The sequence below is a fragment of the Variovorax sp. LjRoot130 genome, from assembly GCF_964253755.1.
In the GTDB taxonomy this organism is placed as follows: Bacteria; Pseudomonadota; Gammaproteobacteria; order Burkholderiales; family Burkholderiaceae_C; genus Variovorax.
The window spans coordinates 400057-420502 of record NZ_CAXURM020000001.1; the positions used below are offsets into that span (position 1 = coordinate 400057).

Genomic DNA, 20446 nt, shown 5'->3' on the forward strand with positions numbered 1-20446 from the left:
ACCATGAACGACGTACTCCAGAACATGGCCGCTCGCGCAGCGCGGGCGCGCCTCTCGGCCGTCGCAGGCATCGCCGCCGTGCTGCTGACGGCGGGCTGCGGCGCCTTGCCCGACAAGCCCGCTCGCGCCACGCTGTACGACTTCGGCCCCAACCTCGCCGCATCCACGGCGCCGGCACCTGTCAATCCGCACGCGCTGCCGCTCATCGCGCTGGCCGAGATCGAGGCCGGCACGCGGCTCGAGGGCACGCAGCTGCTCTACCGCCTGGGCTATGCCGATGCCAACCAGCTGCGGCCCTATGGCCAATCGCGCTGGAGCCTGGCGCCGGCGCAGCTGTTGCACCAGCGCCTGCGCGACGCGCTGGCCGCGCGCCGCACCGTGCTCGGTCCGGAAGAGAGCGCCACCATCGCGCGCAGCGAGGGCAAGGTGCCCGACACGCTCAGGGTGTCGCTCGAGGAATTCAGCCACTACTTCGAATCGCCGACCCGGAGCGTGGGCCTGGTGCGCCTGCGCGCGACCCTGATCCGCAGCAATGCCGGCGGCGACCGCGTGCTCGCGCAGCAGAGCTTCATGGTGCAGCGGCCCGCGCCGAGCGCCGACGCGCCCGGCGGCGTGAAGGGGCTGGCAGCGGCGAGCGATGCGGCGGTGGCGGAACTGGTGACATGGGTGGACCAGCCCCGCTGAGCAGAGGCCGGCCGCATGCACCGCATCGGTCTCATCTCCGACACGCATGGCCTGCTGCGGCCCGAGGCGCTCGCGTTCCTGCGCGGTTGCGAGCACATCGTGCATGGCGGTGATATCGGCGATGCGAGCATTCTCGAAGCGCTGGCCGCCATCGCGCCGCTGACGGCGGTGCGCGGCAACAACGACCGGGGGGCGTGGGCCGAGGCGGTGCCCGACACGGCGCTGGTCGAGTTCGGCGGCCTGCGTCTCTATGCGATCCACGATCTCGCGCAGCTCGACATCGACCCGGCCGCCGCGGGCGTCCGGGTGGTGGTGTCCGGGCACTCGCATCGGCCGCGGACCGAAGAGCGCGATGGGGTTCTCTACGTCAATCCCGGCAGCGCCGGCCCGCGCCGCTTCAGGCTGCCGATTTCGGCGGCGGAGCTGAAGATCGATGACGGCGTGGTCACGCCGCGCATCGTCGAACTGGTGAAGGGCTAGGGCGCGCGCGCGAGCGCCGGAAACAGCGTGCCGAGCCCGTCGGCCATCACCTCGACCGCCAGCGCCGCAAGGATCAGGCCCATCAAGCGCGTCATCACGTTGATGCCGGTCTTGCCGAGCACGCGTGCGATCGGCTCGGCCAGCGAGAAGGTGAGGCCGGTCGCCAGCCCGATCACCATGCCGTAGCCGACCAGCACCGCGAGCTCCCAGAGGTGCTGCGTCTTCTCGGCATAGATGACCACGGTCGACATGGTGGCCGGCCCGGTCAGGAGCGGAATGGCGAGCGGCACCACCGCGATCGAGGCGCCCAGCGAGGCCTTCACTTCCGTGGCCCGGATCTCCTCCTTGTTGGTCTTGGATTCGGCCGGCTGCGCGTTGAGCATGCTGAGCGAGCTGATCAGGAGCAGCATGCCGCCGCCGACCTGGAAGCTCGCGATCGAGATGCCGAAGAAGGACAGCAACTGAAGCCCGAGCAGCGCGCAGACCGCGATGACCACGAAGGCGCTGAAGGCCGACACCCACGCGGTGCGTTTGCGCTGGGCCTCGGTATAGCCCTGCGTGTAGTGGATGAAGAAAGGCACGATCGCCAGCGGATTCACGATGGCCAGCAGCGTGATCATCGGCTTGACCAGGTCCATCGTCGGTGTTGCCATCACCTTCCGCCTGTCACGTCGAGAAAGGTGGCCGTCACGTAGCTCGCTTCTTCCGACAGCAGCCACACGATGCCGTTGGCGACCTCCTGGGCGCTGCCGGTGCGCTTCATCGGCACGGTGGGGGCGAGCTGGGCGGCGCGGTCGGGCAGGCCGCCCGAGGCATGGATCTCGGTGTCGATCAGGCCCGGTCGCACCGCGTTGACGCGGATGCCTTCGTCGGCGACCTCCTTGGCCAGCCCGATCGTGAAGCTGTCGATGGCACCCTTGCTGGCCGCGTAGTCGACGTACTGGCCCGGCGAGCCCAGGCGCGCGGCGGCGCTGGAGAGATTGACGATGGCGCCGCCGCTGCCGCCGTGCTTCGTGCTCATGCGCCGCACCGCCTCGCGTGCGCAGAGGAAGCTGCCGATCACGTTGATGCGCAGCATGCGGTCGAGCCGCGCCACGCTCATCTGGTCGACGCGCGCCTGCACGTCGACCACGCCGGCGTTGTTGACCAGCGCCGTGAGGCGGCCGAACTTCGCATCGACTTTCTCGAACATCGCGAGCACCTGCGCCTCGTCGCCGACGTCGGCCTGCACGCTGATCGCGCGGCCGCCGCCGTCGCGGATCGTGCGCACCACCTCGTCGGCGGCCAGCGAGTTGCTGGCATAGTTGACGGCCACCGCGAAACCGCGCTGCGCGGCCAGCAGTGCCGTCGCGGCACCGATGCCGCGGCTGCCGCCGGTGATCAAGAGCACCTGGTCCAAATCCCACCTCCTGCACGAAAGCCGTGCCTCAGTTAAAACCGTGCGCACGATTACATCATCGGGAGCGGCTTGTGACCCACACCATCGACTACTACTTCACGCCCCAGAGCCCCTGGGCCTACCTGGGGCATGCGCGCTTCGCTGCGCTCGCCAAGTCCAACGGCGCCACGGTGCGGGTGCGGCCGGTCGATCTCGGCGCCGTGTATCCGGTCTCGGGCGGCCTGCCGCTCGGCAAGCGCGCACCGCAGCGCCAGGCCTACCGGCTGCTGGAGCTGGCGCGCTTCTCGCGCCACCTCGACATTCCGTTGAACCCCAAGCCCAAGTTCTTTCCGGTCGCTGCCGACGACGCGGCGAAGCTCATCATCGCGGTCGACCTGCACGACGGCACCGAGGCCGCGATGAAGCTCTGCGGCGCCGTGTTCGCCGCGGTCTGGGTGCAGGAGCGCAACATCGCCGATCCCAAGGTGCTCGAAGTGCTGGTCGGCGAATGCGCCTTGCCGGCCAAACGATGCGAGCAGTCGCAAAGCCAGACGGTCCAGGAGCGCTACGAGGACTACACGCAGCAGGCCATCGACGCCAAGGTGTTCGGTGCGCCGAGCTACGTGATCGACGGCGAGATCTTCTGGGGCCAGGACCGGCTGGATTTCGTCGAACGCGCATTGATTCAACAACCATCCACCTCAGGAGCATGACCATGGGCCAGTTCATCGATCTCACCGCCAAAGACGGCTTTGGCTTTCCGGCCTACGTGGCGGAACCCGCGGGCAAGCCGAAGGGCGCGATCGTCGTGGTGCCGGAAATCTTCGGCGTCAACTCGCACATCCGATCGGTGGCCGACGGCTATGCGGCCGACGGCTATCTCGCGGTCTCGCCCTCGACCTTCCATCGCGTCAAGCCGGGCGTCGAACTGGGCTACAGCGACGAGGACATGAAGGCCGGCTTCGAGCTCAAGACCGCCGTCGAGGCGCTGCCGGCACCGGGTGTGCTGCAGGACATCCAGGCGGCGGTGGAATACGCGGCCCGTGCCGGCAAGGTCGGCATCGTCGGCTACTGCTGGGGCGGCCTGCTCACGTGGCGCGCATCGGCGAAGGTCTCCGGCCTTGCGGCGGCGGCGCCTTACTACGGCGGCGGGATGACGGCGCCGGAGGAGAGCGCGATCCAGCCCAAGGTGCCGGTGCTCGCCCATTTCGGCAACAACGACCACTGGATTCCGCTCGACACCATCGAGGCCTTCAAGAAGGCCCACCCGGAGGTCGAGGTGCATGTCTACGAATCCGGCCACGGCTTCAATTGCGACCAGCGGGGCTCGTACAACGCCGAGGCCGCCAAGCTGGCGCGCGAGCGCACGCTGGCCTTTTTTGCGAAGCACGTCGGCTGAGCGGGGGTATGGCGTGACGCGGCATCTGATGCGTTGGGTGCCGGCCTTGCTGGCGGCTGCCGCGTTCGGCGCGCAGGCGGCCGATTACGGCGGCCCGCTGTTCGACACCCACCTGCACTACAACCAGGAAGCCTGGGACGGCGACACCGGCCCGTACCCGCCCTCCGAAGCCCTGGCGCGCATGCAGCGCAACGGCGTGAAAGCCATCATCGCCAACTCGCGGCCCAACGCCGGCACGCAGACGCTGGCCGCGGCGCGCGAGACGCGCGAGGCCGGCGTGACCGTGGTGCCCTTCGTGCGGCTCTACCGGAATCGCGACGACTACGGCAACTGGTTCCGCGACGAGAGCATCTACGAGATGGTGCAGGCCGAACTGGCGCGCGGCACGGCGAGCGGGCCCTACCGGGGGCTGGGGGAGTTCCATCTCTACGACAGCGCCAACGCCAACGGGCCGGTCGCCAGGAAGCTGATCGTTCTGGCGGAAGAAAAGAAGCTCGCGGTGCTGGCGCATGTCGACGACGTCGCGATCGATCTGCTGATGGCGCACGCGCCATCCAAGGGAAAGGCGCTGCGGCTCATCTGGGCCCACACCGGCATCGGCGGCGCGCCGGTGGCGCGCGTGCAGGCCCTGCTGGAGCGCTATCCGCTGCTGATGGGCGAGCTCTCCTACCGGCCGGGCCTCACCTGCGAGGGCGGCACGCTGTGCCCCGAGTGGCGCGCGTTGATCCTCAAGTATCCGGAGCGTTTCCTGGTCGGCTCCGACACCTGGGTCAACCAGCGCTGGAGCGCCTACGACGAGATCATGGGCGGCTATCGCCGATGGCTGGGTGACGTGCCGCCCGAGGTGGCGCAGCGCATCGCGTGGGGCAACGCGGCGGCGCTGTTCGGTCTGCGCTGAACCCTGTCGTCAGGCGCTCACCGGCTGACGCACCCGCCTGGCAGGCTTGACGGCGGCGGCCTCGGGAGGAGCCAGCGCCGCTGCCGATTTCCGCACGCGGTCCTCGAGGAAATCCAGCAGGGCGCGCAGCGCCGCGCTGTTGTGGCGGCGCTGCGAATAGGCCGCGTAGAGCCACAGGTCGCGCGGCATGTATTCCTTCAGCACCGGCACCAGCGCGCCGCGCTCGACATGCGACTGCGCCATCATCGCCGGCACGCAGACGGCGCCGAGTCCGGCGAGCGCGGCGCCGATCAGCGGCGCGGCATCGTTGGCATCCATGCGGCTTTGCACCGGCACGATGTAGGGCTTGCCGTCGACCTCGAAGGGCAGGTGCGGCGCGCCCTCGGCGAGCGAGTAGGTCAGCACGTCGTGACTGCGCATGTCGTCGGGTTTCTTGGGCAGGCCGCGCCGGGCCCAGTAGGAAGGCGCGGCGCACAGCACCAGGTCCATCTGGCGCAGGCGCCGCACGATCAGGTTCTCGTCGCGGATACGCCCGAGGCGCAGCGCGATGTCCACGCCTTCCTCCACCAGATCGATCACGCGGTTGCTCAGGTGCAGGCTCACATGAACGTCGGGATAGGTCTTGATGAACTCGCTCAGGATGTCCGGAAAGGCGCTCTGGGCGAACCCGTGCGGCGCCGTGATGCGAAGCCGCCCGCGCGGATGGCCCGCATGTTCCTGCAGCTCGCTCTGCGTGAGCTCGACCATCTCCATCAGCGGCTTGCTGCGCTCGAGCAGCAGTTGACCGGCATCGGTCAGGCTGACCGAGCGCGTGGAGCGGTTGAGCAGGCGCACCCCGAAGCGCTCTTCGAGCTGCGCGACGTATTTGCTGACGGTGGCCTTCGAGGTGCCCAACACCTTGGCAGCGCGGGAGAAGCTGCCGCGTTCGGCAACTTCACGAAAGGCTTTCAGCAGGTCCAGGCCGTCCATCGGGCTTCCATTGTTTCAATTTCGTGAATGCGGTGGTTCAGAAAGCCAAGGGTTTTTACCTAGATTCAGGCGCAAACTTCATCCCACACCAACCAAAGGAGATTGAAATGAAGACCTCGAAGATCATCGCCGCCGCCGCTCTCTCGATTCTCGCCGCTGCCGGCGCACAGGCCGAAACCTATGACGGCGTGCACTCGCTGGTGTCGGCCAACAGCCGCGCCGAAGTGAATGCCCAGGCGGTCGTCGCTGCCCGCAGCGCAAACCCGTATGCCGAAGGCTACGTCGCGGGTCCCACGACGGTTCTGGTGAGCGCTCGTGACCGTGCCGAGGTTCGCGCCGAAGCCGTGGCCCATGCCCATAGGCCGAACCAGAACGTGCGCCGCGAATCCTTCGCCGGCAGCGTGATTCCGTCGCAGTTCTCGAACCCGCGTTTCGTGACGACGCGCCAAGCCGGGCTGTAATTCGCCAGCTCGCGCGACGAGCGACAAAGCCGGGCCATGCGAAAGCATGGGCTCGGTTTTTTATTGTTTCGATCCCGGAAACGCGGTGTCTCTTTTCTAGGTAATTTCCCGAGGTCATTCCACCGGAAACTTCGTCGCACAGGCCAGCCATCCCGCGAGCCTGGTCAGCAACCACTCCGACGAATTCCAAAGGACCTGAAATGAAGACCTCGCAAATCATCGCCGCCGCCGCTCTCTCCCTTCTGGCCGCTGCCGGCGCCCAGGCCGAAAGCTACGAAGGCGTTCAAAAGTCGGTGTCGGGCATGAACCGCGCCGACGTCGAAGCCGAAGCCGTCCGTGCGGCTGCCGCTCCCAACCAGAACGTGACGCGCGGTTCGCGTGGCGCCGATCCCTTCACCTCGGTGGCTGATTCGGCGGCTGTGCGTGCCCAAGCCGTCGCCACGGCGAATGCGCCCGACCAGAACGTGACCAGCGGCTCGCGCGTCAACAGCCGCGTGATCTCGACCATGCCCAACCGCGCCGCCACGCTCCAGCAAGCGCAGAAGGAAGGCACCCCCGCGGCCAAGTAAATTCGCCGACCCCACAGAAGGACCGGGCAGCGCTAGTGCGCTGCCCGGTTTTTTGTTTATCTGCTTCGGGCCAGGTAGCGCTTGCGCCAGAACACGACCACCAGCAGCAGCGCGATCACGGCCATCGAGGCCATGGCGATCCAGAAGCCGTCGGCCTTGTGCACGAGCGGGATGAACTCGAAGTTCATGCCGAAGATGCCGGCAATCAGGTTGAGCGGAAGAAAGATCGCCGTGAGCGCCGTGAGCACCCGCATGATGTCGTTGGCGCGGTGGCTCTGCACGCTGAAGTGCATCTGCACGGCGGTCTCGGCGTTCTGTTCGAGCCGCCGCACGTGGTGCACCACGCGCTGGATGTGCTCGAGCACGTCGCGGCTGCGCACCATGATCAGTTCGCGTTCGCGCAACGCGGCCGCTCCTTCGGGCGGCGGCAGGGTTTCGAGCGCATCGATCCAGTCCTGGATGGCTGCGCGCTGGTCTTCGCAAATCTCGTCCAGGTGGTGCAGCGATTGGCGCGCATCCATCAGCGCGCTCCAGTTCGTGAAGCGGCTGCGGGGGTCGATCAGCTCGGCCTGCCAGTGGTCCAGCTGCCGCGTCAGCTCGCGCCGCAGGTCGAGGTAGGCGTCGACGATCAGGTTCACCACGCGCAGCATCAGGTCGGCAGGATTCGGCGGCACGCGCGTGGAAACGGCGCGGACGTCGAGCGCCGGGGCAGCCGCACCGCCGCGCCCCTCCGAGGCCGCAGCGGCCAGCAGGCGGGCGGCAAAGGCATCGCGCACCGCGCCGTCTTCCGGATGGACGGACAGCAGCACGCGGTCGAAGACCGCAAAGCCGACCGGCCGCGTATCGACGCGCCGCAGCACCGGCGGGCCGCCGCGCGCCAGCGTCGGCTCGGCGCTCTTCGGCGCCGTGCCGTTGGCAGCCGCGAGCCGGCGAAAGACCAGCACGTCGTACTGCGAGGTGTAGTCGTAGTGCGAGGGCAACTGGTCGTTGACCAGGTCGGCCACATGGAGGTCGACCAGCTGGGTGCCGCAGAGCGACTGCAGGATGCCCTGCACCTCGGCGAGCGAGCTGCGGAATTCGTCCCGCGTGAGCGAAATCCACAGATAGCCGCTGGCGCAGGCGCCGGGCACGGCCATCGGCGCGAGCGCCTCGTGTTCGGTGATTCGCGAGCCGCTGATTTCGAAGACGCGCATGGTGCCCGACCGGTCCGCTACTGTTGCTGCAGCAGCCGGGCGGTATCGAGCGCGAAGTAGGTGAGCACGCCGTCGGCGCCGGCGCGCTTGAAGGCCAGCAGGCTTTCGAGCATCACGGCATCGTGGTCGAGCCAGCCGTTCTGCGCCGCGGCCTTGAGCATCGCGTACTCGCCGCTGACCTGGTAGGCGAAGGTCGGGACCTGGAACGCGTCCTTCACCCTGCGCACGATGTCGAGGTAGGGCATGCCGGGCTTCACCATCACCATGTCGGCGCCCTCGGCGATGTCGATCGCCACCTCGCGCAGCGCCTCGTCGCTGTTGCCGGGGTCCATCTGGTAGACCTTCTTGTTGCTCTTGCCGAGGTTGGCTGCCGAGCCGACGGCGTCGCGGAAGGGGCCGTAGAAGGCGCTCGCGTACTTGGCGCTGTAGGCCATGATCCGCGTGTGGATCTGGCCGGCGGACTCGAGGGCGCTGCGGATCGCGCCGATGCGGCCGTCCATCATGTCGCTAGGCGCCACGATGTCCACGCCGGCTTGCGACTGCACGAGCGCCTGCTTGACCAGCACCTCGACGGTCGGGTCGTTCAGGATGTAGCCGGTGTCGTCGAGCAGGCCGTCCTGGCCATGGCTGGTGTAGGGGTCCAGCGCCACGTCGGTCATCACGCCCAGTTCCGGGAAGCGTGACTTGAGGGCGGCCACCACGCGCGGGATCAGGCCCTCGGGGTTGAAAGCCTCGTCCCCGGCCGGCGTCTTGAGGCCGGCATCGATCACCGGAAACAGCGCCATCACCGGGATGCCTGCCGCCGCGCACTGTTCGGCGACCGGCAGCAACAGATCCAGGCTGAGCCGGTCGACGCCGGGCATCGAGGGCACGGCGTCGCGCCGCTTCTGGCCTTCCTGCACGAACACCGGGTAAATCAGGTCGTGAACGCTGAGCGTGTGCTCACGTACGAGATTGCGTGTGAAGGCATCGCGGCGCAGCCGGCGCGGTCGGCCCGCAGGAAAAGGAGCGTGGAGGGTCATGCGGAAAATTGTGCCTGAAGTGCCGGGATTGCCCTCTGATACAGCCCCTCGAGCGGTCTTTCCGCGGCTTCGGTGCAGTAATACGTTGGAACTATGTGCTCTACCAATTCGGGGAAAAAGATTAGAACTCGCTTGATAGGTTGTAATGCCTTTGCTAAATTCCGAGTTGGGCGGCTTGCCGCCCCCCGCTTTTCCTCCCTGAGCGGGTGCCTTGATGTGTGACAGCAAAAGGGCTTCCCAGCCCGGCGTTTTGACGCCGGGCTTTTTTTTGCCCCTTTCAATCGCCCTGCGCCAATGGGGCGCGCCACTAAACTGCCGCCATGCTCTGGGTCAAATCACTGCACATCGTGTTCATTGCGAGCTGGTTCGCGGGACTGTTCTATCTGCCGCGCATCTTCGTGAACCTGGCGATGGTGGCGCCCGAATCCGTGGCCGAACGCGCGCGGCTGGTTCTCATGGCGCGCAAGCTGTTCCGGTTCACCACTTTCCTGGCCGTGCCGGCGCTCGGCTTCGGGCTCTGGCTCTGGCTCGGCTATGGCATCGGACGCGGTCCGGGCAACGGCTGGATGCATGCCAAGCTGGCCCTGGTGCTGCTCGCGATCGGGTATCACCATGCCTGCGGGGTGCTGCTGCGCAAGTTCGTCTCGGGCGCAGACCGGCGCGGCGAGCGCTGGTACCGCTGGTTCAACGAAGTGCCGGTGCTGCTGCTGCTCGGGATCGTGGTGCTGGTCGTGGTCAAGCCGTTCTGAGCACGGTGGGAACCCAGCACAAGTCCGCCGCACTGCCCCTCGCGCTCGCCTATGCGGCGCTGATCGTCTACGCGAGTCTCTATCCCTTCGCCGACTGGCGCGACCAGGGCATCGCGCCCTGGGCCTATCTGGCGGCGCCGTGGCCCAAGTACTGGACCGGCTTCGACTTCGGGGTCAACGTCGCGGGCTACATGCCCTTCGGTTTCCTGGCGGCGATCGCAGTACTGCGAACCCGGCCGGGCGTCGGCGTGGCGGGCGCGGTGTTGCGCGCCACGGCGGCCGGCGCCGCGATCGCTTTCGCGATGGAGACCTTGCAAAGCTACCTGCCCTCGCGCATTCCCTCCAATGTCGACCTCGGACTGAACAGTGCGGGTGCGCTGGCGGGCGCCGTGCTCGCGGCGGCGCTCGAGCGCTTCGGTGCCGTGGCGCATTGGCACCGGACCCGTTCCAACTGGTTCGTCGAGGAGTCGCGCGGCGCGCTGGTGCTGCTGGCGCTGTGGCCGCTGGCACTGCTGTTTCCGGCAGCGGTCACTTTCGGGCTGGGCCAGGTGTTCGAACGGCTCGAGGCGGCGATTTCGGAATGGCTCCTCGACACCCCTTTCATAGACTGGATGCCGGTGCGCCAGTTCGAGCTCGAGCCGCTGGTACCCGGCGTCGAACTGCTGTGCGTCATGCTGGGAGCGCTGGTGCCCTGTCTGCTGGCCTTCCTGGTCACGCGCTCGATCTCTCGCCGGGCCGTCCTGCTGCCGCTGGTGCTTGTGGCCGGGATGGCGGCCACTGCCTTGTCGGCCGCGCTGAGCTACGGCCCCGAGCACGCCTGGGCCTGGCTGAGCCTGCCGGTGCAGGTCGGCATCGTGGCGGCGCTGGTTCTGGGCGTGCTGCTGCTGCCCGCGCCGCGCCGGTTCTGTGCAGGCTTGCTGCTGATCGCGCTCGTGGTCCACCTGAGCCTGCTCAACCAGGCGCCCGAGAGCGCTTATTTCGCACAAACCTTGGCGACCTGGGAGCAGGGGCGCTTCATCCGTTTCCACGGGCTCGCGCAGTGGCTGGGCTGGCTTTGGCCCTTCGCCACGCTGGCCTACGTGCTGGCCGCGCTGTCGCGCCGGACGCGGCCGGCGTAGCCCATACCCCGGCGCCCAGTGTTCGCGTCGCACGCTCAATAGAATGGTTCGATGTCCAATTCCAGCATCCCGCCGCCGCGCGGCTACTACGCTCGGCACATCTTCTTCTGCCTGAACGAACGCAAGAACGAAGAGGACTCCTGCTCGAAGCACAACGCCCAGGCGGGCTTCGATCGCTGCAAGGCCCGCATCAGGGAGGCCGGACTGGCCGGGCCCGGCAAGGTGCGCGTCAACAAGGCGGGCTGTCTCGACCGCTGCGCGGGCGGGCCGGTGGCGGTGGTCTATCCGGAAGCCGTCTGGTACACCTTCGTCGACGAGGACGACATCGACGAGATCGTCGAATCGCATCTGAAGAACGGCAAAGTGGTCGAGCGGCTGCTGTTGCCGCCCGAGGTGGGGCGCTGATGAATTCCAGAACCGAAAAAATCCAGCTGAAGGGCGCCGCGGGCGCCATCGAAGTGCTGCGCGACGCGGCGGCCGCGGGCTCGCCGGCGCTCGGCGTGGCGGTGATCGCCCATCCCCATCCGCTCTTCGGCGGCACCATGGACAACAAGGTGGTGCAGACGCTGGCGCGCGCCTTCGTTTCGTGCGGATGGACCGCCGTGCGCTTCAACTTCCGCGGTGTCGGCGCCAGCGAAGGGGCGCACGACGAAGGACGCGGCGAGCGCGACGACATGCTGGCCGTCGTCGAGCAGTTGGCGCCCGAGGGGCCGCTGGCCATCGCCGGCTTCTCGTTCGGCGCCTTCGTGGCGAGCTGCACGGCCGAGAAGCTCTGGGCGACGAGGGACATCCGGCATCTGGTGCTGGTCGGCACGGCCGCCTCGCGCTTTTCCGTTGCTACGTTGCCGGCGGAGGCGCACGAACGCACGCTGGTCGTGCACGGCGAGCACGACGACACCGTGCCGCTCGCTGCCGTGATGGACTGGGCGCGGCCGCAGTCACTTCCTGTCACAGTCGTTCCCGGAGGCGGTCATTTCTTTCACGGACAATTGCCGCTGCTCAAAAGTCTGGTCGTCCGCCACCTGCGCGCGGGCTAGTTTTTCGTCTCTTCGCATCCCCATGAATCGTTTTCTCGACGCGCTGCGCGCGCTCGCGGTGGCCGCTGCCGCATCCTTCTGCATGGTCGTCCACGCCCAGGTGCCGGCGCCGCCCGAAGTCGCGGCGCGCAGCTACCTGCTGCTCGACATCACGGCCAACCAGCTGCTCGCGCAAAAGGACATCGACAGCCCGGTCGAACCGGCCTCGCTCACCAAGCTGATGTCGGCTTATCTGGTGTTCGACGCGCTCAAGGCCAAGAAGATCAGCCTGCAGCAGACCTTGCCGGTCAGCCCGCGCGCCTGGAAGATGCCCGGCTCGCGCATGTTCATCGACCCCAAGATGCAGGTGCCGGTCGAAGACCTGGTCAAGGGCTTGATCGTCCAGTCGGGCAACGACGCCACCGTCGCGCTGGCCGAAGGCGTGGGCGGCACGGTCGAGCATTTCGTCGAACTCATGAACGAGCAAGCCAAGGCGCTCGGCATGAAGAACACCAGCTACAAGAATCCCGAAGGCCTCACGGCGCCGGGCCATAGCACCACGGCGCGCGACCTCAGCATCCTGGCGACGCGCCTGATGCGCGACTTTCCGGAGTATGTGCACTACTACGCCATCAAGAAGTACCGCTATCCCGGCACTCCCTCGACCAACGACACCAACCGCAATCTGCTGCTGTTCCGCGACCCGACCGTCGACGGCCTCAAGACCGGCCACACCGATGCGGCCGGCTACTGCATGATCGTGACCTCGAAGCGCGATTTCCCGAACCTCGGCGGCGGCCGGCGCCTGCTGTCGATCGTTCTGGGCGCGGCGAGCGAGAACGCACGGGCCAACGAGTCGCAGAAGTTGCTGAACTGGGGCTACACCGCTTACGACGCGGTTCGCCTGTTCGACGCCAACCAGGCGGTGGCGACGCCGGCGGTCTGGAAGGGCAAGGAAAACACCGTCAAGCTGGGCCGTCCCGAGGCGATCGTGGTAGCGGTCCCGGCCGGCTCGGCGAGCAAGATCAAGACGCAAGTGGCACGGCCAGACCCGTTGGTCGCGCCGTTCTCCCGCTTCCAGCCGATCGGCTCGCTCAAGATCACGCTGGCCGACCAACCGGTCGCCGAAGTGCCGCTCGTGGCGCTGGAGCCGGTCGAGCAAGCTGGCGTGCTGGGCCGCGCCTGGGACGCCGTCCGGCTCTGGATCAAGTGAGGTCGGCGCCCCTGCGCAGCTGAAATTGCGGCGTCACGGCCGCACTGCTATACTCGTGGGCTTTTCGGAAAAATCCGAAGGGATTCACGTTTTCGTCATCTCCCGGCCCCTTGTGTCACGACAAGGATTCTTGCTGGGGTGTTTTGGGACTTATTCATTCATGCCAACCATCAATCAACTGGTGCGTCAGGGTCGCGAGGTCGAAAAGATCAAGTCGAAGAGCCCTGCCATGCAGAACTCGCCGCAGCGTCGCGGCGTCTGCACCCGGGTCTACACCACGACCCCGAAAAAGCCGAACTCGGCGCTGCGGAAAGTCGCCAAGGTGCGCCTGACCAACGGCTTCGAAGTCATTTCCTACATCGGCGGCGAAGGCCACAATCTGCAGGAACACAGCGTCGTGCTGGTTCGCGGCGGTCGTGTCAAGGACTTGCCCGGTGTGCGCTACCACATCGTGCGCGGTTCGCTGGACCTGCAAGGCGTGAAGGATCGCAAGCAGTCGCGTTCCAAGTACGGCGCGAAGCGCCCCAAGAAGGCTTAAGGCTTTCTGTCGTTCAACGGTGTTCGGCGTGCCCTGGCAGGCGCATCGGACGAAGTGACCCGCTGTTGGGTCGAGTAAGTGAGAGTTCTTGTTGGCTCTCGCGGTGCCGGAAACGGTGCCAACTGAAGCAAAGAGGTTAGAAAAATGCCACGTCGTCGCGAAGTCCCCAAACGTGAAATCCTGCCGGATCCCAAGTACGGCAATGTCGAGCTGTCCAAATTCATGAACGTGATCATGGAAGGCGGCAAGAAGGCGATCGCCGAGCGCATCATCTATGGCGCGCTCGACCAGATCGAGAAGAAGAACCCGGGCAAGGACCCGGTCGAAGCCTTCACCATGGCCATCAACAACGTCAAGCCGATGGTCGAAGTGAAGTCGCGCCGCGTCGGCGGTGCGAACTATCAGGTTCCGGTCGAGGTGCGCCCGGTGCGTCGCCTGGCGCTGTCGATGCGCTGGATCAAGGAAGCCGCCCGCAAGCGCGGCGAGAAGTCGATGGCCCTGCGTCTGGCCAACGAACTCATGGAAGCCACGGAAGGCCGTGGCGGTGCCATGAAGAAGCGCGATGAAGTGCACCGCATGGCCGAAGCCAACAAGGCCTTCAGCCACTTCCGCTTCTAACAACAGCCCACTAGTCAGACAGGCTGGAAGCCCGACCCACCGAATGCGGTGGGCGGGCTTTCATCCGTTAACGGAGTAATTTTCATGTCCCGCAAGACCCCCATCGAGCGCTACCGCAACATCGGTATTTCTGCGCACATCGACGCCGGCAAGACCACCACCACCGAGCGCATCCTGTTCTACACCGGTGTGAATCACAAGATCGGTGAAGTGCACGATGGCGCCGCCACGATGGACTGGATGGAGCAGGAGCAGGAGCGCGGCATCACGATCACGTCCGCTGCCACCACCTGCTTCTGGAAGGGCATGGGCGCCAACTTCGACGAACACCGCATCAACATCATCGACACCCCGGGCCACGTGGACTTCACGATCGAAGTCGAGCGCTCGATGCGCGTGCTCGACGGCGCCGTGATGGTGTACGACGCCGTCGGCGGCGTGCAGCCCCAATCCGAAACCGTCTGGCGCCAGGCCAACAAGTACAAGGTGCCGCGCCTCGCGTTCGTCAACAAGATGGACCGCACGGGCGCCGACTTCCTGCGCGTGCGCCAGATGATGGTGGACCGCCTGAAGGCCAATCCCGTCGTGATCCAGATCCCGATCGGCGCCGAAGACCGCTTCCAGGGCGTCGTCGACCTCGTCAAGATGAAGTCGATCATCTGGGACGAAGAGAAGGGCGTGACCTTCAAGTATGGCGAGATCCCCGCCGACCTGGCCGCCGTCTGCGCCGAGTACCACGAGAAGCTGGTCGAGGCCGCCGCCGAATCGAGCGAAGAGCTCATGAACAAGTACCTCGAAGGCACCGCGCTGACCGAGGTCGAAATCAAGGCCGGCATCCGCCAGCGCACCATCGCCGGCGAAATCCAGCCGATGCTGTGCGGCTCCGCGTTCAAGAACAAGGGCGTGCAGGCGATGCTCGACGCCGTCGTCGAATACATGCCAGCGCCGACCGACATTCCGCCGGTCAAAGGCATGGACGAAGACGAAACGCCGACGACCCGCAAAGCCGACGACAGCGAAAAGTTCTCGGCGTTGGCCTTCAAGCTCATGACCGACCCGTTCGTGGGCCAATTGACCTTCGTGCGCGTCTACTCGGGCGTGCTGACCAAGGGCGACAGCGTCTACAACCCGGTGCGCGGCAAGAAGGAGCGCATCGGCCGGATCGTGCAGATGCACGCCAACAACCGCGTGGAAGTCAGCGAAATCCGCGCCGGCGACATTGCCGCGTGCATTGGCCTGAAGGAAGTGACCACGGGCGAAACCCTGTGCGACCCCGCTGCCATCCTGACGCTCGAGCGCATGGTGTTCCCGGAGTCGGTGATTTCGCAGGCCGTCGAGCCGAAGACCAAGGTCGACCAGGAAAAGATGGGCATCGCGCTGCAGCGTCTTGCGCAGGAAGATCCGTCTTTCCGCGTCAAGACCGACGAGGAGTCGGGTCAGACCATCATCGCCGGCATGGGCGAGTTGCACCTCGAAATCATCGTGGACCGCATGAAGCGCGAGTTCGGCGTGGAAGCCAACGTCGGCAAGCCGCAGGTGGCTTATCGCGAAACCATCCGCAAGACGGTCGAAGATGCCGAAGGCAAGTTCGTGCGCCAGTCGGGCGGCAAGGGCCAGTACGGCCACGTCGTGCTCAAGATCGAGCCGCAGGAAGCCGGCAAGGGCTTCGAGTTCGTCGACGCGATCAAGGGCGGCGTGGTTCCTCGCGAATACATCCCGGCGGTCGAAAAGGGCGTGATCGAAGCGCTGGGCCAAGGCGTGCTCGCCGGTTATCCGGTGGTCGATGTCAAGGTCACGCTGCACTTCGGTTCGTACCACGACGTGGACTCGAACGAAATGGCCTTCAAGATGGCCGCGATCTTCGGCTTCAAGGAAGGCTGCCGCAAGGCCAGCCCGGTCATTCTCGAGCCGATGATGGCCGTGGAAGTCGAGACGCCTGAAGACTACGCCGGCAACGTGATGGGCGACCTGTCTTCACGTCGCGGCATGGTGCAGGGCATGGAAGACATGATGGGCGGCGGCAAGGCCATCAAGGCCGAGGTCCCGCTGTCGGAAATGTTCGGCTACTCGACCACGCTGCGTTCGATGTCGCAAGGCCGCGCCACTTACACGATGGAGTTCAAGCACTACGCCGAAGCTCCGCGCAACGTGGCCGAAGCCATTGTCGCTTCCCGCACCAAGTAAGAAGTTCTGTCTGCGACCGTGTGCCTCTCGTTGCCCGTGGCGAGAGAACCAGCAACATGGTGCAGACGTTAAACCATACACGGGCACTGCTCTTTCAAGGATAGAAAATGGCAAAAGGAAAATTCACCCGCACGAAGCCGCACGTGAACGTGGGCACGATCGGTCACGTGGACCATGGCAAGACCACGCTGACGGCGGCGATTGCGACGGTGCTGTCGACGAAGTTCGGCGGCGAAGCCAAGGCCTACGACCAGATCGACGCGGCGCCTGAAGAAAAAGCGCGCGGCATCACCATCAACACCGCCCACGTCGAATACGAAACGGCCAACCGCCACTACGCCCACGTCGACTGCCCCGGCCACGCCGACTACGTCAAGAACATGATCACCGGTGCCGCCCAGATGGACGGCGCCATCCTCGTGTGCTCGGCCGCCGACGGCCCCATGCCCCAGACCCGCGAGCACATCCTGCTGGCCCGTCAGGTCGGTGTGGGCTACATCATCGTCTTCCTGAACAAGTGCGACATGGTGGACGACGCCGAGCTGCTGGAGCTCGTCGAAATGGAAGTGCGCGAGCTGCTGGACAAGTACGAATTCCCCGGCGACGACACCCCCATCATCCATGGCTCGGCCAAGCTCGCCCTGGAAGGCGACAAGGGCAAGCTGGGCGAGGAAGCCATCATGAAGCTGGCTGACGCGCTGGACACCTACATCCCCACGCCCGAGCGCGCGGTCGATGGCACCTTCCTGATGCCCGTGGAAGACGTGTTCTCCATCTCCGGCCGCGGCACGGTGGTGACCGGCGCTGTGGAGCGCGGCGTCATCAAGGTCGGCGAGGAAATCGAGATCGTGGGCATCCGCCCGACGGTGAAGACCACCTGTACCGGCGTGGAAATGTTCCGCAAGCTGCTGGACCAGGGCCAGGCCGGCGACAACGTCGGCGTGCTGCTGCGCGGCACCAAGCGCGAAGAAGTCGAGCGCGGCCAGGTGCTGTGCAAGCCCGGCTCGATCAAGCCGCACACGCACTTCACCGCCGAGGTGTATGTGCTGAGCAAGGACGAAGGCGGCCGTCACACGCCGTTCTTCAACAACTATCGCCCGCAGTTCTACTTCCGCACGACGGACGTGACCGGCGCGATCGAGCTGCCCAAGGACAAGGAAATGGTCATGCCCGGCGACAACGTCAGCATCACCGTGAAGCTGATCAACCCGATCGCCATGGAAGAAGGCCTGCGCTTCGCGATCCGCGAAGGCGGCCGCACCGTGGGCTCGGGCGTGGTGGCGAAGATCCTCGATATCTGATTCGAGCGCACAAAGGAATCACCATGGCCACCAAGCAAAAAATCCGCATCCGCCTGAAGGCGTTCGACTACAAGCTGATCGACCAGTCGGCCGCCGAGATCGTGGACACCGCCAAGCGCACCGGCGCGATCGTCAAGGGCCCCGTGCCCCTGCCGACCCGCATGAAGCGTTTCGACATCCTGCGTTCGCCGCACGTCAACAAGACGAGCCGCGACCAGTTCGAGATCCGCACGCACCAGCGCCTGATGGACATCGTCGACCCGACCGACAAGACCGTGGACGCGCTGATGAAGCTCGACCTGCCGGCCGGCGTGGACGTCGAGATCAAGCTTCAATAAGAAACTTCGGTTACTTCACAAGAGCCCGCCCGCAGAAATGCCGGCGGGCTTTGTTTTTTGACACTTGGCTGTGGCATTCTCCGGGGGGGCGGCGATTGGCCGGGACGTGAACGCTCAGAGGGCGAAGATGAAGACTAGAACATGGCTCTTGCGGGCCTTTGCGGTGGCTGTCGCGGTGGTGCTTGGCGCATGTGGCGGCGGAGGCGGGGGCGGCGGCGGTTTTCCGATCGCGGGACTGCCGGGCGCGACGACCGTCACGCTGAACGGCACTGTTACTTTCGATTCGGTGCCGAATGCGACAGGGACGCTGAACTATTCGGCCATCGCGATCAAGCCGGTTCGTGGCGCTGTGGTCGAAGTCGTCAACGGCGCATCGGCGGTAGTGGCGACGGCGAGCACCGACGCCAGCGGCGCCTATTCCGTTTCCGTGCCTTCCAACACAACCGTCGTGGTGCGGGTCAAGGCCCAGATGCTGCAAACCGGCTCGGGCGCGAGCTGGGACGTCACAGTCCGCGACAACACCCAGTCCGACGCGATCTACGCGATGGAAACGCCCGCGTTTCCCACCGGCGTGGTGGCCACGCTCACGCGCGACGTCCACGCACCCTCCGGCTGGGACGGCACGAGCTATGCCTCGACCCGCGTCGGCGGGCCGTTCGCGCTGCTCGACACGATCTATACGACTCAGGCCAAAGTTCTCTCGGTGGCGCCGGGCACTGCCTTCCCGCTGCTGCGCGTGTTCTGGAGCGTCAACAACGTACCGGCGACGGGCAATCTGGCGCTGGGGCAGATCGGAACGACCTTCTTCACCAACAGGAGCACGGGCCGCGCCATCTACGTGCTGGGCAAGGAGAATGTCGATACCGACGAATACGACGCCCCCGTCGTGGCGCACGAGTGGGGGCACTACTACCAGTCGGCCTTCAGCCGCGACGACTCGCCAGGCGGCAGCCATTCCTTGAGCGAGCTGCTCGACCGGCGGCTGGCGTTTTCGGAGGGCTGGGGCAATGCTTGGTCGGGTATCGCGCTGGGACGCAGCAACTACACCGATTCCACCGGCCCGGGCCAGGCGCAGGGGGGCAACCTCAACCTGACCGCGGGCACGCCGACCAATCCTGGCTGGTTCCGGGAGGCGTCGATTCATTCGATCCTTTGGAACCTGAACAACCAGGTCGGCTTCAAGCCGATTCATGACACCCTGACCGCCACATCGTTCAAGAACGGCGTCGCGGTTACCTCTATTCATCCGTTCACTGCCGCCTTCAATTCTGCGGCGCCAGGCAGCGTCGGAGCCTTGAACGCATTGCTCGCCGGTCAGAGTATCAATGCAGCCTCGAACGATCCTTTCGGGGTGCAGGAAACGAACGGCAGCACCGTCGTTGGACTCCAGAGTTTTGCCTTGCCTATGTACAAAGCGGCCACTGTTGGGGGCGCCACGTCTGCTTGCGTGACCAACCAGGCGGGGGCGGGCAACAAGCTGGGCAGCTACGTCTACCTGCGGTTTACCGCCCCGGCGGGCAATCACCCGATCACGGTTACAGGGCCTCCCGCCGCGGATCCGGATTTCGTCGTTTACGCGGGACGCCAAATCGCCGAGGCCGACGGCCTAGGTGCGAGCGAAACCGCCACTGTCAGCCTCCCCGGTGGCGAGGCCGTTCTGGTCTTGAACGACTTCAACAACTCGTCGTCGAACACATGCTTCACCGTCACCATCAATTGAGGAGCGCATCCATGCGTGCATATCGCAGCTTGGCAGCCATCGTCGTCGCGTCGCTGGCGATGGGCGTGTCCTTGCAAGCCTGCGCCGACAGCAAGCCGGAGCGCAGTGCGCCCAAGATGACCGCGGCGCCGGCAAAGTCGAACGGCTCCGGCGTTTCCGTCCAGTACCGCGTCGACGGCACGCCGCAGGCCGGGAGTGCGGTTTCCGTCGTGCTGAGCTTCGACGGCATCACCGATCCCGCCGGCGCCTCGGTCCGCCTGACGGCCGAAGGGGGGCTCTCGCTGGTCGGCGCCGGAGGAACGCAGGCGCTGCCGGCTGGCCAGGCGACGACATTGACGGTCCAGGTCGTGCCCAGCGCCGAAGGCGTCGGCTATCTCCATGTGTTCACGACCCAGCGCGGCGCCACCAGCGCCACCTCGGTCCCCGTGCAGGTGGGCAAGGCCGCTTCCGCCATGCCCGCGAGCGACACGCTCAAGCAGACGCCGGACGGCGACAAGATCCGGTCGATGCCGGTGAAATAGGGCCCGCTGCGCGATTCCTTTCGGCCGCTTGCTCTTGCGGCCGTCCGCGGGCTATAATATTTGGCTCTGCCTAACTT

General features: G+C 66.1%; 24 protein-coding genes. 19 read left to right on the top strand and 5 right to left on the bottom strand.

Annotated elements, in window-relative coordinates; all coding sequences use genetic code 11:
- Positions 1 to 3: 3 nt before the first annotated feature.
- Positions 4 to 684, top strand: coding sequence for an ABC-type transport auxiliary lipoprotein family protein (locus ACSQ86_RS02050; RefSeq protein WP_436302509.1), 681 nt, complete (start codon positions 4 to 6; stop codon positions 682 to 684).
- A gap of 15 nt (positions 685 to 699) precedes the next feature.
- Positions 700 to 1164: a metallophosphoesterase family protein gene (locus ACSQ86_RS02055; protein ID WP_436302510.1), complete on the top strand. Its 465-nt coding sequence runs from the start codon at positions 700 to 702 to the stop codon at positions 1162 to 1164.
- On the opposite strand, the gene ACSQ86_RS02060 is transcribed toward ACSQ86_RS02055, so the two are convergent.
- Positions 1161 to 1817, bottom strand: a complete 657-nt coding sequence (locus ACSQ86_RS02060) for a MarC family protein (RefSeq protein ID WP_093104212.1) — start codon at positions 1815 to 1817, stop codon at positions 1161 to 1163. The two genes, ACSQ86_RS02055 and ACSQ86_RS02060, sit on opposite strands and share 4 nt — an antisense overlap.
- On the bottom strand, positions 1817 to 2563 hold the full coding sequence (locus tag ACSQ86_RS02065) for an SDR family oxidoreductase (RefSeq protein ID WP_093104211.1): 747 nt from the start codon (positions 2561 to 2563) through the stop codon (positions 1817 to 1819). Before ACSQ86_RS02065 ends, ACSQ86_RS02060 begins: the two co-directional genes overlap by 1 nt.
- Before the next feature lie 71 nt (positions 2564 to 2634).
- On the opposite strand from ACSQ86_RS02065, the gene ACSQ86_RS02070 reads away from it, so the two are divergent.
- From ACSQ86_RS02070 to ACSQ86_RS02080, 3 genes are read left to right on the top strand one after another with little or no spacing between them, the layout of a single operon-like run.
- Positions 2635 to 3255, top strand: coding sequence for a 2-hydroxychromene-2-carboxylate isomerase (locus tag ACSQ86_RS02070; RefSeq protein WP_093104209.1), 621 nt, complete (start codon positions 2635 to 2637; stop codon positions 3253 to 3255).
- Positions 3256 to 3257: 2 nt separating this feature from the next.
- Positions 3258 to 3941: a dienelactone hydrolase family protein gene (locus tag ACSQ86_RS02075; RefSeq protein ID WP_436302511.1), complete on the top strand. Its 684-nt coding sequence runs from the start codon at positions 3258 to 3260 to the stop codon at positions 3939 to 3941.
- Positions 3942 to 3969: 28 nt separating this feature from the next.
- On the top strand, positions 3970 to 4839 hold the full coding sequence (locus ACSQ86_RS02080; RefSeq protein ID WP_436306238.1) for an amidohydrolase family protein: 870 nt from the start codon (positions 3970 to 3972) through the stop codon (positions 4837 to 4839).
- A gap of 9 nt (positions 4840 to 4848) precedes the next feature.
- Here ACSQ86_RS02080 and ACSQ86_RS02085 read toward each other — a convergent pair whose 3' ends face one another.
- Positions 4849 to 5808 carry a LysR family transcriptional regulator gene (locus ACSQ86_RS02085; RefSeq protein ID WP_436302512.1) on the bottom strand — a complete coding sequence of 320 codons (960 nt, stop codon included), beginning with the start codon at positions 5806 to 5808 and terminating at the stop codon, positions 4849 to 4851.
- A gap of 107 nt (positions 5809 to 5915) precedes the next feature.
- Between ACSQ86_RS02085 and ACSQ86_RS02090 the strand changes: the two genes are divergently transcribed.
- Together ACSQ86_RS02090 and ACSQ86_RS02095 are read left to right on the top strand one after the other, a co-directional pair.
- Positions 5916 to 6269: an alpha/beta hydrolase gene (locus tag ACSQ86_RS02090; protein WP_436302513.1), complete on the top strand. Its 354-nt coding sequence runs from the start codon at positions 5916 to 5918 to the stop codon at positions 6267 to 6269.
- Positions 6270 to 6469: 200 nt separating this feature from the next.
- Positions 6470 to 6838, top strand: a complete 369-nt coding sequence (locus ACSQ86_RS02095; RefSeq protein WP_093104201.1) for a DUF4148 domain-containing protein — start codon at positions 6470 to 6472, stop codon at positions 6836 to 6838.
- A gap of 56 nt (positions 6839 to 6894) precedes the next feature.
- Here ACSQ86_RS02095 and ACSQ86_RS02100 read toward each other — a convergent pair whose 3' ends face one another.
- Entirely contained in the window at positions 6895 to 8031 is a 1137-nt protein-coding gene (locus ACSQ86_RS02100; RefSeq protein ID WP_436302514.1) for a magnesium transporter CorA family protein, read from the bottom strand.
- Positions 8032 to 8048: 17 nt separating this feature from the next.
- Entirely contained in the window at positions 8049 to 9053 is a 1005-nt protein-coding gene (gene hemB, locus ACSQ86_RS02105) for a porphobilinogen synthase (protein ID WP_436308414.1), read from the bottom strand.
- A 320-nt stretch (positions 9054 to 9373) separates the two neighbouring features.
- On the opposite strand from hemB, the gene ACSQ86_RS02110 reads away from it, so the two are divergent.
- The 12 genes from ACSQ86_RS02110 to ACSQ86_RS02165 all read left to right on the top strand — a co-directional run bounded on the left by ACSQ86_RS02110 (position 9374) and on the right by ACSQ86_RS02165 (position 20369).
- The gene (locus tag ACSQ86_RS02110) at positions 9374 to 9802 is read left to right on the top strand and encodes a CopD family protein (RefSeq protein WP_093104196.1); all 429 of its coding nucleotides are present in this window, start codon (positions 9374 to 9376) and stop codon (positions 9800 to 9802) included.
- Between the two features lie 5 nt (positions 9803 to 9807).
- Positions 9808 to 10920: a VanZ family protein gene (locus ACSQ86_RS02115; RefSeq protein WP_093104195.1), complete on the top strand. Its 1113-nt coding sequence runs from the start codon at positions 9808 to 9810 to the stop codon at positions 10918 to 10920.
- Positions 10921 to 10971: 51 nt separating this feature from the next.
- Complete coding sequence (locus tag ACSQ86_RS02120; RefSeq protein ID WP_093104193.1) at positions 10972 to 11325, top strand: (2Fe-2S) ferredoxin domain-containing protein; 354 nt, start codon at positions 10972 to 10974, stop codon at positions 11323 to 11325.
- Entirely contained in the window at positions 11325 to 11957 is a 633-nt protein-coding gene (locus tag ACSQ86_RS02125; protein WP_093104192.1) for an alpha/beta hydrolase, read from the top strand. Before ACSQ86_RS02120 ends, ACSQ86_RS02125 begins: the two co-directional genes overlap by 1 nt.
- 22 nt (positions 11958 to 11979) lie before the next feature.
- Positions 11980 to 13149, top strand: coding sequence for a D-alanyl-D-alanine carboxypeptidase family protein (locus ACSQ86_RS02130; RefSeq protein WP_093104190.1), 1170 nt, complete (start codon positions 11980 to 11982; stop codon positions 13147 to 13149).
- A gap of 160 nt (positions 13150 to 13309) precedes the next feature.
- Positions 13310 to 13687 carry a 30S ribosomal protein S12 gene (gene rpsL, locus ACSQ86_RS02135; RefSeq protein WP_028249584.1) on the top strand — a complete coding sequence of 126 codons (378 nt, stop codon included), beginning with the start codon at positions 13310 to 13312 and terminating at the stop codon, positions 13685 to 13687.
- Between the two features lie 144 nt (positions 13688 to 13831).
- On the top strand, positions 13832 to 14305 hold the full coding sequence (rpsG, locus tag ACSQ86_RS02140) for a 30S ribosomal protein S7 (RefSeq protein ID WP_093104188.1): 474 nt from the start codon (positions 13832 to 13834) through the stop codon (positions 14303 to 14305).
- An 84-nt stretch (positions 14306 to 14389) separates the two neighbouring features.
- Complete coding sequence (gene fusA / locus ACSQ86_RS02145; protein WP_436302518.1) at positions 14390 to 16489, top strand: elongation factor G; 2100 nt, start codon at positions 14390 to 14392, stop codon at positions 16487 to 16489.
- Positions 16490 to 16596: 107 nt separating this feature from the next.
- Positions 16597 to 17790 carry an elongation factor Tu gene (gene tuf, locus ACSQ86_RS02150; protein WP_436296069.1) on the top strand — a complete coding sequence of 398 codons (1194 nt, stop codon included), beginning with the start codon at positions 16597 to 16599 and terminating at the stop codon, positions 17788 to 17790.
- Positions 17791 to 17813: 23 nt separating this feature from the next.
- Positions 17814 to 18128: a 30S ribosomal protein S10 gene (gene rpsJ / locus ACSQ86_RS02155; RefSeq protein ID WP_028250951.1), complete on the top strand. Its 315-nt coding sequence runs from the start codon at positions 17814 to 17816 to the stop codon at positions 18126 to 18128.
- Positions 18129 to 18255: 127 nt separating this feature from the next.
- Entirely contained in the window at positions 18256 to 19848 is a 1593-nt protein-coding gene (locus tag ACSQ86_RS02160; protein WP_436308415.1) for a carboxypeptidase-like regulatory domain-containing protein, read from the top strand.
- 11 nt (positions 19849 to 19859) lie between these two features.
- Entirely contained in the window at positions 19860 to 20369 is a 510-nt protein-coding gene (locus tag ACSQ86_RS02165) for a hypothetical protein (protein ID WP_436302520.1), read from the top strand.
- Positions 20370 to 20446 lie beyond the last annotated feature (77 nt).